The following is a 16,825-nucleotide window of genomic DNA, read 5'->3' on the forward strand; positions in this document are numbered from 1 at the left end:
GCTGCCCACGGCGCCCCCCCTCCGCAGCCGCCCCGGCCGGTACCCGGCACGTCCTAGGCGGCCGAGGGCAGCCAGGCCTCCCGGAACCTCCGGCGGGCCCGGTGCAGACGGGAGCGGACCGTCCCCACCGGCAGGGAGAGGACCCGAGCCATCTCCTCCTCGTTGAGCCCGTAGGCGCGCAGGGTGAGCACCTGCCGGTGGGAGGTGGAGAGTCGGTCCAGTACGTCGCTGATGTGCACCGCGTCCAGCGGGTTGGCCTCCTGCCACGGGTCGCCCCGCATGTAGACCCCTTCGTCACCCGCGCGTTTCGCGGTGCGGACGGCCTCGCGGAGCGTCACCGCACGCACCCAGCCGTAGAACGCGGCCGGCTCGCGCAGGGTGTGCAGACCGCGGTAGACGGCGAGGAGCGCCTCCTGGGTGGCGTCGGCGCCGTCGTCGTGGGTGACGGATCGGCACAGGCGGGCCACGTACGGCGTGATCCCGGTCAGCAGGTGGTTCATCGCCTGCTCGTCGCCTGCCTGGGCTCGGGGCAGCAGCGCGAGGGGGGTGGGGATATGACTGACGGTGCTCATGCGGGGGAGTGCTCCTTGTGGCAGCCGATGCGGTCGGACGCGGTGGGCCGGGGTGGCCGTCCTCACCGGGCGTTCACGGGCGCGGGCACGGGCTCGGTGACGTCCGTGAGGGCGAGGAGCCCGGCGAGGACGTCGTCGCGGAAAGCCCGCATGAAGGAAGGGCTGAAGCAGGCGGTGAAGTGCGGGAACTCGATGGCGAGCCGCCCTTCGAAGGAGACCACGCACGCCATGACGGGACTGCGGCCCGCCTGCGGGAAGTAGTTCTCACGAGCGGGCACCAGCCGGACGTCGGTGGCGTGCAGTCCGGCCGGCAGCCGGGGACCGGGGACGACGCCCATGTTCGTGGCGATCACGGTGGCCAGCTGCAGGGCCGGGTTCCGAGGGATCTCCGGCGTGATCCGCACCTCGTGATACTGGTCCGCGCGGGCGAGGAAGCCGCGCAGCCGGGTGTGGACGGCGCGCGCCAGCGACATCGGGTCGGTGTCCGTGGCGACATCGACGGTCTGCAGGTGGGTGGTGACGGCCGGCACCATGACCGAAGCGGGAAGCGGCGGGGACAGCCGGGACCGCAGGTCCACGGGGGACAGACAGCCGAGCGTGCGGGGACCGTCACCCTCCAGCCGGCGCCGTGCCGTCGTGAGCAGCGAGGCGGCGACGAGGGAGTGCACGGACAGACCCGCGCCACGCGCGGTCCGCCGCAGCCGGGTGGTGCACTCCTGGTCAAGAGTCAGCCGGCGCACCTCGATGTGTCCGTCGCCGGCCGGTTCCGCACCCGGCCGGGCGCCGGTGCCGGCCGGGCGCGGAACGTCGTAGGGCACGAGTTGTACGGGGTGCCGCCGCGTCTCCTCGACGCGACGCTCCAGGTAGGCGGCGGTGGCCGCCGGGTCCGCGTCGGGCAGCAGCCGACTGACGGGCCGCGGCCAGTCGGGGGAGTCCGCGCCGCCCCCGGAGACGGCGGCGGCCGCCTCCCTCCTGCCCGCGCCGACCTCGACCAGGGCCCGGTAGTGGTCCCAGACGGCGTTGTGCACGGCGATGCCGCTGTGCCCGTCCGTGACCGTGTGGTCCACGACGAGGACGAACAGATGGCGGTCGCCCCCCGGCGCGCTCACCAGGACCCCGCGGCTGAGCGGGCCCCCGACCGGCAGGGGAGTGTTCAACTCCGCCGCGTAGGCGTCCTCGCCGCCGGTGCGGGTGATCAGCCGAGGCCGTTCGTCCTCGGTGAGCAGGTGCAGTGCGAAGCCCTCACCGTCCGGCGCGATACGCGTGCGCAACATCGGGTGGGCCTGCGTGACGGCGTCGAACGCCGCGGACAGCGCCCCGGCGTCGACCTGTCCGCGCAGGGTGCAGGAAAGTACCGCTCTGCTTCGCTGTCCGACGTACAGCTTCTCGACCGGGCACAACGCACGGTGCATGCCGCCAGCCTTCTTTCCGTCGATCTTTTTCGTTCAGGGGTCGGTGACTCCTCGTCACCGCAGGGGCTCGAGCGCCCGGTGTCCGTTCGAGAGTGCAACGCCGGGGGCCGGCGGATCCACCTGCCGCGGAAGTCCGGACGGAAGTCGCGGGAATTCCCTAATGCCGGCCGGTGTCACCGCTATCCCGGCTCCCGCGTTCTTCAGGGAAATACCTGAATTCCCGGCGCGGGGCCGGTCCGGGCTTGATCGGCTTCGCGGCCCCGTCGCACCCTGGGGACACCTGCAGGACCGGCGGTGGGGCCGTGCCGACCCCACGCTTCCGGCGTGCGACCGCCCCTTTCCCGCTCTGTGGGCCGAGGCCGCACCCCCGTCCGCCCGACCGGACCGTCCCGGCCGGGACGCTACGACTTGCCACGTGAGGGCTGTGCCATGTCACTCCACGAGGAGTCACTCCGCGAGGACGACCACCGGCCACTGTCCGGAGCCCAGGAGGGACTCTGGTACGCCGGACGGCTCGCGTCCGACAGCGCCGCTTACAACACCGCGGAGGCGGTGGAGATCCACGGGGCCCTCGACACCGGCCTGTTCGAGGAGGCCCTGCGCCGGACCGTGGGCGAGGCCGACACCTTCGCCCTGAGCTTCCTCGACACGGACGACGGCCCTCGCTGCCGCCGGGCGCCGGACGCGAACGACTGGGCGCTGCGGCGGATCGACGTCAGCGAGGCCGAAGACCCCGAGGACGCCGCCTGGGAGCGGGTCCGCACGGACCTCGCGACGCCGGTGGACCTTGGCAGGGGGCCGCTGTTCTCGCACACCCTGCTCACCCTCGCCCCCGACCGGTACCTCTGGCTGCTGAGGGCCCACCACATCCTGCTCGACGGCTACAGCTACAAGCTCCTCGGCCGCCGCCTCGCCGACACCTACAACGCGCTGGCCGCGGAACGCGAACCCGCCCCGGCCGTCTTCGCACCCGTGAGCCGGCTGCGGACGGAGGAGGCGGCCTACCTCGCCTCCGAGCACTGCGCCCGCGACCGGGCGTACTGGTCCCGGCGGCTTGCCGGACTGCCGGAGCCCGTGCGGCTCACGCACCGCACCGCCGCCCCCGTCGCCCCGTTCCTGCGCCGCACCGTGGAACTGGGGAGCGCCGACGCGCAGGCCCTGGCGGACGCGGCCGCCCGGCTCGACGTCACGCGCACCGACCTGCTGACCGCCGCCGTCGCCGCCTACCTGCACCGCATGACCGGTGCCGACGACCTCGTGCTGGGCATGGCCACGATGAGCCGGCTGGGCAGTGCCGCTCTGCGCACTCCGGGCACTGCCTCCGACATCCTGCCGCTGCGTGTGGCCGCCGGCCCCGGCACCGCCGTCGCCGACCTGGTCCAGGCGGTCGCCGGCGAAGTCCGGCAGCTGCGCCGACACCAGCGGTACCGGGGCGAGTTCATCCGCCGTGACCTGAACCTGCCGGGCACCGGGCGCCGACTGTACGGGCCGGTGCTGAACATCGTCCCGTTCACCGAGTTCCTCGATTTCGGCGGCCACCGGGCCACCTGGCACCACCTCTCCGGCGGTGCCGTCGACGACCTCCAGATCACCGTGCGGCCCGGGACCCGGCCCGACGGGCTGTGGCTGGCCTTCGACGCCAACCCCGCCCTGTACGACGAGGACGAACTCGCCCTGCACCGCGACCGGTTCCTGGTCCTCCTGCGCCGACTGGCGCAGGCCGCGCCCACGGCGCCCGTGGGTGACATGGACCTGCTGCTGCCCGGTGAGCACCCGCGCGACCTTCCCGTGCGGGACCTCCCGGTCACCGCCACCCTCACCGAGCTGTTCGAGCGGCAGGCCAGGGACCGGCCGCGGCGCACCGCGGTGACCTGCGAGGGCGAACGGCTCACCTACGCGGAACTCGACGCCGAGGCCAACCGCCTGGCCCGGCTCCTGGCCGAGCGTGGCGCGGCCCCGGGCCGGGCGGTGGCGCTGGCCCTGCACCGGGGCATGCGGCTGCTGCCCGCCCTGCTGGCCGTCCTCAAGACCGGCGCCGCCTACCTCCCGCTGGACCCCGCCCATCCGGCGGAACGCCTGCGGCTGATCATAGACGACGCGGCACCCGTCCTGCTCCTCACCGAGACCGACCTCGCCCACCGCCTCGCCGACGGCGTCCCCACCGTCGCCCTGGACGACCCCGCGGTCGAGGCGGACCTCGCCGCCCGCCCGGCCGGCCGGCTGACCGACACCGAACGTCCGGGCCCGACGAGCCCGTCGGACATCGCGTACATCATCCACACCTCCGGCTCCACCGGCCGGCCCAAGGGCGTGCCCGTCCCGCACGCCAACGTCGTACGCCTCTTCACCGCCGCGGCCGAGCGGTTCGACTTCGGCGAGACGGACGTGTGGACGCTGTTCCACTCCTACGCCTTCGACTTCTCGGTGTGGGAGATCTGGGGCGCGCTGCTGCACGGCGGCCGGCTCGTCGTCGTTCCGTACGCCGTCAGCCGTTCGCCCGGGGACTTCCTGCGGCTGCTGCACCGCGAGGGCGTGACCGTACTCAACCAGACGCCGTCCGCCTTCGAGCAGCTCATCGACGCGGACGGCGAGCAGGAGTCCGGCAGTGGCCCGGACCCGGCGGGCACGTTGCGCTACGTCGTCCTCGGCGGTGAGGCCCTGCGCCCCGAGCGCCTGCGGCCATGGGCCGACCGGCACGGTCTCGAAAGCCCGGCGCTGGTGAACATGTACGGCATCACCGAGACCACCGTGCACGTCACCCACCACCGCATCACACCGGCCGACCTGACGGACCCCCGCCGCGGGAGCGTCATCGGCAGGCCGCTGGCGGACCTGCGGATACACCTGCTGGACGCGGCGGGTCGACCGGTGCCGCCGGGTGCCGTCGGTGAGATGCACGTGGCCGGCGCGGGCGTGGCGGCCGGGTACCTCGGCCGGCCCGAGCTGACCGCCGAGCGTTTCCTCGACGACCCCTTCGGCCCGCCCGGTGGCCGGATGTACCGCTCCGGCGACCTGGCGCGGCGCCGCGCCGACGGCACCCTCGAATACCTGGGCCGGGCCGACCAGCAGATACAGCTGCGCGGCTTCCGCGTCGAACCCGGCGAGATCGAAGCCGTCCTCGCCGCCCACCCGCAGGTCTCCCGGGCCGCCGTCGTCGTGCGCCGTGCCGACAACGGCGCCCGGCAGCTCGTCGCCTACACGGTGTCCGCCGGGCAGGAGCCGCCGAGTCCGGCGGAGCTGCGCGCCCACGCCGCCGCGCACCTGCCCGACCACATGGTCCCCGCGGCCTGCGTCGGCGTCGAGGCGCTCCCGCTGACCGCCAACGGCAAGCTCGACGCCGACGCCCTGCCCGCGCCCGACTTCACCGCCGCGGCGGCCGGCGCCCGCCCGCGCGATCCCCGGCAGAAGCTGCTGTGCACCCTGTTCGAGGACGTGCTGAGGCTGCCGCGCGAGACGGTGGGCGCCGACACCGACTTCTTCGGCCTGGGCGGCGACTCCCTGCTCGCCACCCGCCTGCTGGCCCGACTGCGGCACGAGACCGGAGCGGAGGTACCCATCACCGCCCTGTTCGACGGCCCGACACCGGCGGCGCTCGCACAGCGGCTCGCCGACCGGCCGAGCACCGCTCCCGACCGCCCGGCACCCGGCGGCGCCGGCCGTCCCGAGCGCGTCCCGCTCTCCTACGCCCAGGAACGCATGTGGTTCCTGAACCGGCTCGACGGCGCCGCGGCCACGTACAACATCCCGCTGGTCGTGCCGGTCGGCTCCACCGTGGACCCCGAGGCGCTGCAGGCGGCGCTCGGCGACCTCGCCGGCCGGCACGAGAGTCTGCGCACGGTGTTCGCCGAACAGGACGGCGTACCTCACCAGCGCATCCTGCCGCCGCAGGAGCTGCCCCCGCGGCTGCGCCGGGTGGACTGCCCGGCCGACGAGATCGCCGCCCACGTCACCGCGGCCTGCCGGCACCGCTTCGACCTGACCGGCGAAAGCCCCCTGGCCGCCTGGCTGCTGGGGACCGGGGAGGAGCGGACGCTGGTGCTGGTGCTGCACCACAGCGCGGCCGACGGCTGGTCGCTGCGCCCTCTCGCGGACGACCTGTCCGCCGCCTACGCGGCGCGCCGCACGGCCCGGACCCCGGAGTGGGAACCACTGCCGGTGCAGTACGCCGACCACGCCGTCCGGCAACGCGCCCTGCTCGCCCCCGGCCCCGACGGGGCGGGACGGCTGGAGCGGCTGACCGCCCACTGGTGCGAGACGCTGGCCGGCCTGCCAGAGGAGTGCACGGTACCCGGCGACCGGCCCCGCCCCGCGTCCCCGCGCGGCGGCGGCGCCCATGTCACCGAGACTGTGGACGCCGCCCTCCACCGGGAACTGCTGGGCCTGGCCGAGAGTGAGGGTGCCAGTCTCTTCATGGTGCTGCACGCCGCGGTGAGCGCCCTGCTCACCCGCTGCGGAGCCGGCGAGGACATCGTCGTCGGCACCCCCGTCGCGGGCCGCTCCGAACCCGTCCTGGACGACCTGATCGGGCTGCTCACCAACACCCTCGTCCTGCGTGCCGACACCTCCGGCGATCCCGCCTTCCGGGAGCTGCTCGCCAGGCTGCGCCCGCACGACCTGGCGGCACTGGACCACCAGGACCTGCCCTTCGACCGGCTGGTGGACGAGCTGAACCCGCCCCGCCGCCCCGGCCGCCACCCGCTGTTCCAGATCATGCTGGCGATGCAGAACAACGAGCCCGCCGTGCTCCGGCTGGACGGCCGCGAGGTGCCACTGCGGCCCACCGCCACCGGTACCGCCAAGTTCGACCTCTTCGTCGACGTCCTCGAACGGCGTGGTGGCGACGGTGCGCCCGGCGGACTCGACCTGCACATCGAGTACGCCACGGACCTGTACGACACCCCCACCGCCGAGGGGTTCGCCCGCGCCCTGCGGGAGCTGCTGCGCGCGGTGTGCGCGGACCCGGACCGCAGGATCGGGGACCTGCCGGCGCCGCCCCCGCGCACCCCGGCCGCGTCCCGCGCGTCCGCCGCCGAGCCGGCGGACGCGGCCCTGTCCGTACCCGGCATCCGCGACGCGGTCGCCCTGCCCGGCCCCGACGCCGAATCACCGCACTTGTACGTGGTGGCGGGCCGCACGGACGCCGTCGAGCGCGTCGAACGGATCCTCGACGAGGCCGGCCACGGCACCGTCCGCGTCACGGAGCTCAACGCCCTGCCCCGCACCGCCGACGGCACCCTCGACACCGGCGCGTTGCGCGCCCTGCCGACGGTGGACCGCACGGCCGCCGAATCCTGGCGGCGGCGACTTGCCCGCGTCCCCGGCGTCCGCACGGCCGAGGCCGGGGTGGAGGCCGTGCCGGAGGAACTGGGCCACCGGCACGCCGGCCCCCCTCGCCGCACCGCCCCGTCAGTACCGGCCGGCGGCCCGCGCACCGCGACCGGGGCCGTTCCCGCGCTGAGCGAGGGACCGGAGCCGACCGAACCGACCGTGTCCGGCTGGGCGCAGGCCCTCGTCCGCGCGGCCGAGAGCGGCCACGGGGACATCGTGCACGTGCACGCCGACGGCAGCGAGACGCGGCGCGGCTACGCGTCCCTGCTCTCGGAGGCGTCCAGGGCTCTGGCGGGACTGCGGCGGGCCGGACTGCGCCCCGGCGACCGGGTGATCCTTCAGTGCGACGCCACCGAGGACTTTCTCGCCGTGCTGTGGGGCTGCGTCCTGGGCGGTTTCGTCGCCGTCCCGCTGACCGTCCCCGCCTCCTACGCCACCCCCTCGGCGGCGCTGACCAAGCTGGAGGGCATCTGGCGGATGCTCGGCCGGCCCTGGACGGTGTGCTCCGCCGGCCTGGAGCCCGGCCTGCGCGACCTGGCGGCCCGCCAGGACTGGCCGGGGCTGCGGCTGACGACGGCCGACGAACTGCGGGACGCGCCCCAGGACCGCGACTGGTACGCCGCACGGCCCGACGACCTCCTCCTGATGCTGATGACGTCCGGCAGCACCGGCCTGCCCAAGGCCGTGTGCCTGACCCACCGCAACGTGCTGACCCGGTCCGCCGCCACCGCCACCATGAACCGGCTCACGGAGCGGGACGTCTCCCTGAACTGGATCCCGCTCGACCACGTCACCGGCGTGGTGATGTTCCACCTGCGCGATGTGTACCTGGGGTGCCGGCAGATCCACGCGCCGACCTCCTGGATCCTCCAGGACCCGCCGCGCTGGATGGACCTCGCCCACCGGCACCGGGTCACCGTCACCTGGGCGCCCAACTTCGCCTTCGGACTGCTGGCCGAGCAGGCCGACCGCTTCCGCGACCGGGAGTGGGACCTGAGGCCGATGCGGCTGGTGATGAACGCCGGTGAGGTCGTGGTGGCCGCGGCCGCCCGCCGGTTCCTGCACACGCTGAGGTCGTTCGGGCTGCCGCAGGACGTGATGCACCCCGGCTGGGGCATGTCGGAGACCTGCTCGGTGGTCACCGACGCCGTGCTGCCGGCCGAACCGCCGGGCACCGACGAGACGTTCGTCAGCTGCGGCCTGCCCTACCCCGGCTTCGCCATGCGGATCGTCGACGAGCGGCACACCGTGCTCGCCGAGGGCGACATCGGCCGGCTCCAGGTCCGCGGCACCTCCGTGACCGGGGGCTACCACGACAACCCGGCGGCCAACGCCGAGGCGTTCACCGATGACGGCTGGTTCGACACCGGCGATCTGGCCTTCCTGCGCGACGGCGAGCTGTACATCACCGGCCGCGCCAAGGACGTCATCATCGTCAACGGCGTCAACCACCACAGTCACGAGATCGAGGCCTGCGTCGAGGAACTGCCTTACGTCGTCCGCAGTTTCACCGCCGCCTGCGCGGTGCGCTCCGACCCGTCGGCGGCCACCGACGAACTCGCCCTGTTCGTCCACCTCGCGCCGGAGCACGACCCCGCCACCGCGCTGCGGGAGATCGCCGGCAAAGTGACCCGGGAGATCGGCGTCAGCCCCGCCTTCCTCGTGCCGGTCGCCGCCGATGCCGTCCCGAAGACCGAGATCGGCAAGATCCAGCGGACCAGACTGCGCAAGAGCTTCGAGGCGGGCGCCTTCGACGACGCGATCCGTGAGGCCCGGCTGCTGCTGGGGACGGCCGCCACCCTGCCCGACTGGTTTCTGCGGCCGGTGTGGCAGCGGGCCGAGCGCCACCACCCGCCCGCGGCGGCGGCCGGCCGGCACACCCTCGTCCTCGCGGGCGGCGACCCGCGGGCGCAGGACCTCGCCGGGCACCTCGCGCGGGCGCTGCGGGCCGGCGGCGGGCTGTGCACACAGGTCACCGACGGGACGTCGTACGCCCGGCAGGACGCCGCCCGCCACCGGATCCGCCTCGCCGAGGAGGCCGACTACAAGGCGCTGCTGCGGGTCCTGGAAGCCGACGGACGACCGGTCGACGCCATCGTGCACCTCGGCGCGCTGCACACCGCGCAGGCCGCCGGTCAGGAAGCCGCCGACACCGGGGCCGGCTCCCTGATCGCGCTGGCACGGGCCCTCGCCGACCGGTCCGCCGGGCCGGCCGGCGAGGGCCCGGTCGACCTGCTGTACGTGACGGCAGGCGCCCAGGCGGTCACCGCCGAGGACCGCCCCTGTCCGGCGCGCGCCATGGCCGGCGCGGTACTGAAGTCGCTGCGGGAGGAGCTGGGCGGGCTGCGGTGCGTCCACCTGGACCTCGACCCGCGAGGCGACGAGGACCCCGTACCCCTGCTGCTCGCCGAAGTGGCCGGCACCCCCGCCGACACCGAGGTCGCCCGCCGGGGCGGACGGCGCCTGGTACGCCGACTGGCACCCCTGCCCGAGTCGGCGCCCGGTGCCGAACCGCCCTCTGCCGAAGGCTTCCACCTGGTCAGCGGGGGACTGGGCGGCGTCGGGACCGAGCTCGCCGCCCATCTCCTGCGGACGCCCGGCACCCGGCTCCTCGTCCTCGGCCGTACCCCGCTGCCCGCGGAGGACGCCTGGCCGGGGCACCTGGCCGCCGGAGGGCGCCCGGCCGCCCGCATCGAGGCCTACCGGCGGCTGCGGGAGCTGGGGGAGGTGCGGTACGAGTGCGCCGACGTGACCGACGAGCGGCAGGTGCGGGACGCCGTCCGCGCGGCCGCCGAGCACTGGGACGTGCCCCTGGTGTCCGTACTGCACCTGGCCGGGACCCTCCTCGAGTGCCCCGTCGGCGAACTGGATCCGGCCGCCTGGCGCGAGGCCCTGGACGCGAAGGTGCGCGGCGCCTGGACCCTGCACCGGGTGAGTGCGGACCACCCGGTGGGCTCCTTCGTCACCTTCTCCTCGGTGAACGGCTACTTCGGCGGCGCCATGAACACCGCCTACGCCGCCGCCAACGCCTACCTCGACGCGCTCGCCTCGCACCGCCGCACCCTCGGACTGCCCGCGCAGAGCCTGGCCTGGAGCATGTGGCGCGAGCGGGGCATGAGCAGCGGCTACCGGCTCACCCCGCTCACCGAGGCCCGCGGCTACCGCGTCCTGGACACCGCCGCCGCGCTGCGCTCCTTCGACCTCGCCCGCACCCTGGACGAACCCCACCTGCTGATCGGCGCCGACCGCAGCGTCCCCTGGGTCCGCAGCCACGTCCTCGAACCGGCCCGGCAGGTGCGGCGACTGGCCGGACGCGTCGCCCTGGAGGAGGGCGCCGACCTCGGCGCGCTGCACCGGGCCGCCGCCGAGGCCGCCGGCGGCGACCACTGGGTACTGCGCGCGGCCGGCGGTGCCGGGCATTCGGTCGCGCCCTCCGACGAGTCGGGGGAGCGGCTGCGGGCGCTGGAGAGCCGGCTCGCCGGTCTGTGGCGCGAGGTCCTGGGCCGCGACCGGGTCGGCCCGGAGGAGAACTTCTTCGACCTGGGCGGCAACTCGCTGCTCCTGGTCGCCGCCCAGAGCGCGGTCAAGAGGGCCTTCGGGTACGAACTGCCGATCGTCGACCTGTTCGCGCATCCCACCGTGCGCGACCTGGCCCGCCACCTGTCGACCCTGACCGGACCGGAGGTCCCCCGGGCCACGGGCGCCCCGCCGACGGCGGAACCGCAGGCGCCGTCGCCGACCGCCGGAACCGGGCCGAGCGGCCTGGACCGCGCCAAGGAACGAGCCCAGCGGCAGCGCATGGCCCGCGCCCACCGCTCCGCACGGCACGGGAAGGACCGAGGCCATGCCTGAGACCCCCCGACCGCAGGACGAGCAGACCCCGGCCGTCGCCGTGACCGGCATGGCAGGCCGCTTCCCCGGCGCGGACGACCTGGACGCGTTCTGGGACAACCTGGCCGCCGGACGCGAGTCGGTGCGGCCCGTCACCGACGAGGAGTTCCTGGCCGCCGGCGGAGCCGAGCGCGACCTCGACGACCCCACGCTGGTCCGCATGGCGTCGGTCATCGAGGGGATCGACCGCTTCGACTCCGGGTTCTTCGGCTACAGCCCCGCCGAGGCGGCCGTCATCGACCCCCAGCAGCGGCTGCTGCTGGAGACGGCATACCACGCGCTGGAGGACGCCGCGGTTCTCGGCCCCGGCGCCGCGACCGGTACGTTCGGCGTGTACGCGGGCAGCGGCGACAGCCGCTACTACCCGGCTCACGTCCATCCGCGGTACGCCGGGCGGCCCGGGTCGGTGGAGCTCGTGCACGCGGCCACCGCCAACTCCCTGGGCACGCTCGCCACCCGCGTCTCCTACGAGCTGGGGCTGACCGGTCCGAGTCTGTCGCTGCAGACGGCCTGTTCCACCGCGCTCGTCGCCGTGCACACCGCCTGCCAGGACCTGCTCGACTACCGGTGCGACACCGCGCTCGCCGCCGCCGTCTCCGTCAACCCCTCGGCGCTGCTGGGCTACCGCTACGTGCCCGACGGCCCCTTCTCGCCCGACGGGCACTGCCGGGCGTTCGCCGAGGACGCGGCCGGCACCTCCTCCGGTGACGGCGTCGGCGCCGTCGTCCTCAAACGGCTGGAGGACGCCCTCGCCGACGGTGACCGCATCCGCGCCGTCATCCGGGGCAGCGCCGTCAACAACGACGGACGCCGCAAGGTGGGCTTCAGCGCGCCCAGCGCCGCCGGCCAGACCGAGGTCATCCTCGCGGCGCAGGCCCAGGCGATGACGGACGCCGACACCATCGGCCTGGTCGAGGCGCACGGCACCGCCACGCGCCTGGGGGACCCTATCGAGGTCGCCGCGCTCACCGAGGCCTTCCGGCAGTCCACGCGGCGCCGCGGCTACTGTGCCCTCGGTTCCGTGAAGACCAACATCGGCCACCTCGGAGCGGCCGCCGGTATCGCCGGGCTCATCAAGGCGGTCCTGGCCCTGGAGCACCGGAGGATCCCGCCGAGTCTGCACTTCGAACGCCCCAACCCGCACATCGACTTCGCCGCCGGCCCGTTCCGGGTCCCCACCGCTCTGGAGGACTGGCCCGCGGGCGGACACCCCCGGCGGGCCGCGGTCAGCGCTTTCGGTATCGGCGGCACCAACGCCCACGTCGTCCTGGAGGAGGCGCCGCCCACCGCGCCCGCCCCGCCCCGCCCGCCCGTGGACGGCCGCCGCCTGGTGCTGCCCCTGTCCGCGCGTACGGCCGGCGCGCTGCGCGGCCAGGCCCAGGCCCTCGCCCGCCACCTCCAAAGGCGACCGGAACTGCGCCTGGACGACATCGCGCACTCCCTGCGAGCCGACCGGCCCGCGCCGCGCCACCGCCTTGCCGTGACCGCCGCCTCCCGGGAGGAGGCCCTGTCCGCGCTGCGAGGCGCCGTGCCCGGCACACCGCCCCTGCCGGACGAGCCCGCCCGGGTGGCGTTCCTGCTACCGGGCGGCGGCACGCAGTACCCCGGCATGGGCGCGGAGCTCTACCGCGATCACGACGTCTACCGCGACACCGTCGACGAGTGCGCGCGCATTCTGCGCCCCGTCCTCGGCGCCGACCTGCGCGATGCCCTGTTGGGGCGGCGGCAGACCGACAGCACGGGCACGTTCCTCGCCCTGGTGGTCACCGAGTACGCCCTCGCCCGCACTCTCATGGCGGCGGGGGTGCGCCCGGACGCGCTCATCGGCCACTCGCTCGGCGAGTACACGGCCGCCTGCCTGGCCGGGGTGATCGACCTCGGTGAGATGCTGCCCCTGGTCACCGAACGCATCCGGCTCATCAGCTCCGCGGGCGGGGCGACCGTGGGAGTGGCGGCGCCCGTGGAGGAGGTGCTGCCGCTGCTCGACGAGCAGCTGTCCCTCGCCGCGGTGAACGGCCCCGCCGCCTGCACCGTCGCCGGGCACGACGACGCCGTCGCGCGCCTCGAGACCGAACTCACCCGGCGGGCGGTCCCGTTCCGCCGGCTGCGCATACCGGTCGCCGCCCACTCCCACGTCCTGGACCCGGTGCTGGGGACGTACGAGAAGCACCTGCGCGGCGTCACCCTGCGCCCGCCGCGGATCCCGTTCGTCACCAACGTCACCGGCACCTGGATCACCGACGCCCAGGCGACCTCGGTCCGGCACTGGATCGACCACACCCGCGACACCGTGCGCTTCGCCGAGGGCGTCACCGCCCTGTGGGAGCGCCGTCCCGTCCTGGTGGAGATCGGGCCGGGCGACACCCTGACCAAGCTGGCCGCCGCCCAGCTCGCGGAGCACGCGCCGGTGACGGTGACCACCATGCGACACGCCAAGGCCGACGCCGACGACGGGTTCGTCCTGGCCGAGGCACTGGGACGGCTGTGGAGCGCGGGCGTGGACACCGCGCTCCCCGAGGTGCCGGGTACGCCCCGGCGCGCACCGCTGCCCGCTTACGCCTTCGAACGGCACCGCCACTGGATCGACGCCCCCGGCGCCCGCACGGACCCCGGCGCACCGGACACCGGGACCGCGGCGGACGCCGGGCCTGCCCTCGGCCCGCGGCCCCGCCTGACGACCGAACACGTGCCCCCGCGCACCGAACGCGAACAGGCCGTGACCCGCCTGTGGGAGGAGACCCTCGGCATCGGCGGCATCGGCGTCCACGACAACTTCTTCGACCTGGGCGGCGACTCGATGCGCGCTGTCCTGCTGGCGGGCCGGCTGCGCCAGGCCGACGTGCTCGACGTGCCCGCCGCGGCCCTGCTGGCCGCGCCCACCGTGGCCGGACTCCTGGCGGCGGCCGAGGACACCGCGGCGCAGGAGCCGAGCGGCGGCGGGAAGGCCCTGGCGCCGCTTCTGCCGCTGCGGGCCCAGGGCGACGCCGCACCTTTGTTCTGCGTCCACCCCGGGGCGGGCGTGTCCTGGCGCTACACGGGGCTGCTGCCCCACCTCGGCGGCGACCAGCCGGTCTACGGCATCCAGGCGGCCGGCCTCGACGGCACCCGGCCGCCCGCGCCGGACGCGGCGTCCATGGTCGCCTCCTACGTCGACCTCGTCCGCGAAGTGCGACCGCACGGCCCCTACCGGCTGCTGGGCTGGTCCTACGGCGGCTTCGTGGCGCACGCGATGGCCTGCGCCCTGCAGGAGCGGGGCGAGCGGGTGGAACTGCTGGCCATGCTGGACGCCCCCCGGCCGTACGGTACGGAGTACGACGCCGCGGCGGTCGAACGGCAGGTGGCGTCCCTGCTGGCGAGGGTGGCCGGCCTGCCCGCCGAACGGGGAGCGGCCGACGTGCCGGACGTGGCGGCCGTCCTCGCCCGCCTCGACGCCGGCCTGGCGGCCGATCCGGCGAGTTCGCCGGTCACCCGGACCGAGGCCGAGGCCATCGCCGCGGTCATGCGCAACAACCTGCGCATCGCCCCCCAGTTCGGGCCCGGTGTCTTCCGCGGCGATGTGCTGTTCTTCAGCGCCGCCCGGGAGGAGGCCACCGACTTCCCCGGCGACCTGGCCGTACTGCCCGACAAGATCGAGGACTGGCGGCCCCACGTCGAGGGAACCCTGCACGACCACCGAGTGCCGTGCGGGCACTACGAGATGACCGAACCCGAACCCATCGCACTGATCGGCGCCACGGTCGCCAAGGCGCTCCGTGAGGCGCCCCACTGACCGACCGGCCCCGCCCCTGTCCACCTTCCCGAGCGGGACTCGACCATCCAGGAGCCCCATGTGACCGCGATCGCCACCCAGGACCTCTACGAACTCGGTGACGCGCCCGAGATGGGCACCGTGCCGAAGAAGATGTACGCCTCGCTGATCCGCCGCGAGCGCTACGGGCGGCCCATCGACGCCTTCCGCACCGAAGTGGTCGATGTGCCCCCCGTCGGGCGCGGACAGGTGCTCGTCAAGGTGATGGCGGCCGGGGTCAACTACAACAACGTCTGGGCCGCCCTGGGACATCCGCTCGACGTGATAACCGCCCGGCGGAAGGCCGGTGCCACCGAGGATTTCCACATCGGCGGCTCCGACCTGTCCGGCATCGTGTGGGCCGTCGGCGAGGGGGCGCGGAACGTCCGGCCGGGCGACGAGGTCGTCGTGCTGGCCAGCCGGTGGGACGAGTCGGCCGAGGACATCCGCCTGGGCGCCGACCCGGCCTTCTCCACCACCCAGCGCGTGTGGGGGTACGAGGAGAACTACGGCTCCTTCGCGCAGTTCGCGGTCGTCGACGACTACATGTGCCACCCGAAGCCCGCCCGCCTGTCCTGGGCGGAGTCCGCCTGCTACATGGCGACGGCGGCCACCGCCTACCGCCAGCTCTTCGGCTGGGAACCGCACACGGTCCGGCCGGGCGACCCGGTGCTGATCTGGGGCGGGGCCGGCGGCCTGGGCAGTATCGCCATCCAGCTCGTGCGACACGTCGGCGGCATCCCCGTCGCGGTCGTCTCCGGCCAGGAGCGCGGCGAGTTCTGTGTGAAGCTCGGCGCCCGGGGATGGATCGACCGGCGCGAGTTCGACCACTGGGGCAGGATGCCGGACACCTCCGACGAGGCGGCGATGGCCCGCTGGCTGGCCGGTGCGCGCGCCTTCGGGCGGCGTTTTTGGGAGGTGCTCGGCGAGCGCCGGGGTCCGCGGATCGTGCTGGAGCACTCCGGCGCCGACACCATCCCCACGTCCATGTACCTGTGCGCCAACGGGGGCATGGTCGTCATCTGCGGCGGGACCACCGGTTACAACGGTGACGTGGATCTGCGTTTCCTGTGGATGCGGCAGAAGCGGCTGCAGGGATCGCATGTGGCCAGCGCCCGTGAGGCTCGCGAGGTGACCCGGCTGATCGACCGGGGCTTCGTCGACCCGTGCCTGTCGCGGACGTTCGGCTTCGAGGAGATCGGCCTGGCGCACCAGCTCATCCACGACAACCGCCACCCCGCGGGCAACATGGCGGTCCTGGTCAACGCACGGGCCTGAGGCGCGGGACGGCCCCCGGGCCCCCCCCCCCCCCCCGCCCCGCGGCCCGGGCCCCGGGCCCCCCCCTCCCCACCGGCGGCCGGCGGTCAGCGGTCCGCCCAGCCGAGGACCGTACTGAACACACCCGCGCCGACCGCCACCGCCTCGACCTGCACGGCCAGTGCCGGGCCCCTCCGTGTCTCGATCCGGAGCCCCTGGGCCAACGGGCGCGCCCGCAGGTCGCGCAGGCTCCTCAGCATGTCGTCCGGCAGCGCCCGCGGCCCGGTGTGCAAAGCCTTCCACGCGGCCTCCTTCGCCGAGAACAGCGAAGTCACCGACCACGGCGCCGTCCCGGCCGGGGAAGCGCGCAGCAGCGCCTCCTCGTCGTCGCGCAGCACCAGCCGCGCCGCCCCGGCGGGCAGGGGACGCAGTTCCAGATCGCAGCCGAGGGGGAGGTCCCGGCCCGGCGCCCGGGCCACGGCCACCGCGACGCCCGCGCTGTGCGCGATCGACGCCGTCCGCCCCGGCGGGAACCTCGGCAGGCGGCCCGTCCGCGGTATCTGCCCGCACTCCAGCCC

6 protein-coding genes are annotated in these 16,825 nt (G+C 74.8%); 3 read left to right on the forward strand and 3 right to left on the reverse strand.

Going from position 1 to position 16,825, the window contains the following annotated elements:
• Positions 1–53: 53 nt before the first annotated feature.
• Positions 54–572 carry an RNA polymerase sigma factor gene (locus AC2CJA_RS12960; protein ID WP_484602840.1) on the reverse strand — a complete coding sequence of 173 codons (519 nt, stop codon included), beginning with the start codon at positions 570–572 and terminating at the stop codon, positions 54–56.
• Between the two features lie 62 nt (positions 573–634).
• On the reverse strand, positions 635–1,984 hold the full coding sequence (locus AC2CJA_RS12965) for a phthiocerol/phthiodiolone dimycocerosyl transferase family protein (RefSeq protein WP_484602841.1): 1,350 nt from the start codon (positions 1,982–1,984) through the stop codon (positions 635–637).
• A 429-nt stretch (positions 1,985–2,413) separates the two neighbouring features.
• Here AC2CJA_RS12965 and AC2CJA_RS12970 point away from each other — a divergent pair, with 429 nt between their 5' ends.
• The 3 genes from AC2CJA_RS12970 to ccrA all read left to right on the forward strand — a co-directional run bounded on the left by AC2CJA_RS12970 (position 2,414) and on the right by ccrA (position 16,268).
• Positions 2,414–11,164 carry an amino acid adenylation domain-containing protein gene (locus AC2CJA_RS12970; RefSeq protein ID WP_484602842.1) on the forward strand — a complete coding sequence of 2,917 codons (8,751 nt, stop codon included), beginning with the start codon at positions 2,414–2,416 and terminating at the stop codon, positions 11,162–11,164.
• Positions 11,157–14,972: a type I polyketide synthase gene (locus AC2CJA_RS12975; RefSeq protein WP_484602843.1), complete on the forward strand. Its 3,816-nt coding sequence runs from the start codon at positions 11,157–11,159 to the stop codon at positions 14,970–14,972. The genes AC2CJA_RS12970 and AC2CJA_RS12975 overlap by 8 nt, the downstream gene beginning before the upstream one ends.
• Before the next feature lie 111 nt (positions 14,973–15,083).
• The gene (gene ccrA, locus AC2CJA_RS12980; protein WP_484602845.1) at positions 15,084–16,268 is read left to right on the forward strand and encodes a crotonyl-CoA carboxylase/reductase; all 1,185 of its coding nucleotides are present in this window, start codon (positions 15,084–15,086) and stop codon (positions 16,266–16,268) included.
• Between the two features lie 86 nt (positions 16,269–16,354).
• Here ccrA and AC2CJA_RS12985 read toward each other — a convergent pair.
• Positions 16,355–16,825, reverse strand: a 471-nt coding sequence (locus AC2CJA_RS12985) for a 4'-phosphopantetheinyl transferase family protein (RefSeq protein WP_484602844.1), incomplete at its 5' end; no start/stop codon positions are given.

It is taken from the genome of Streptomyces sp. ATLC9 (assembly GCF_057196705.1).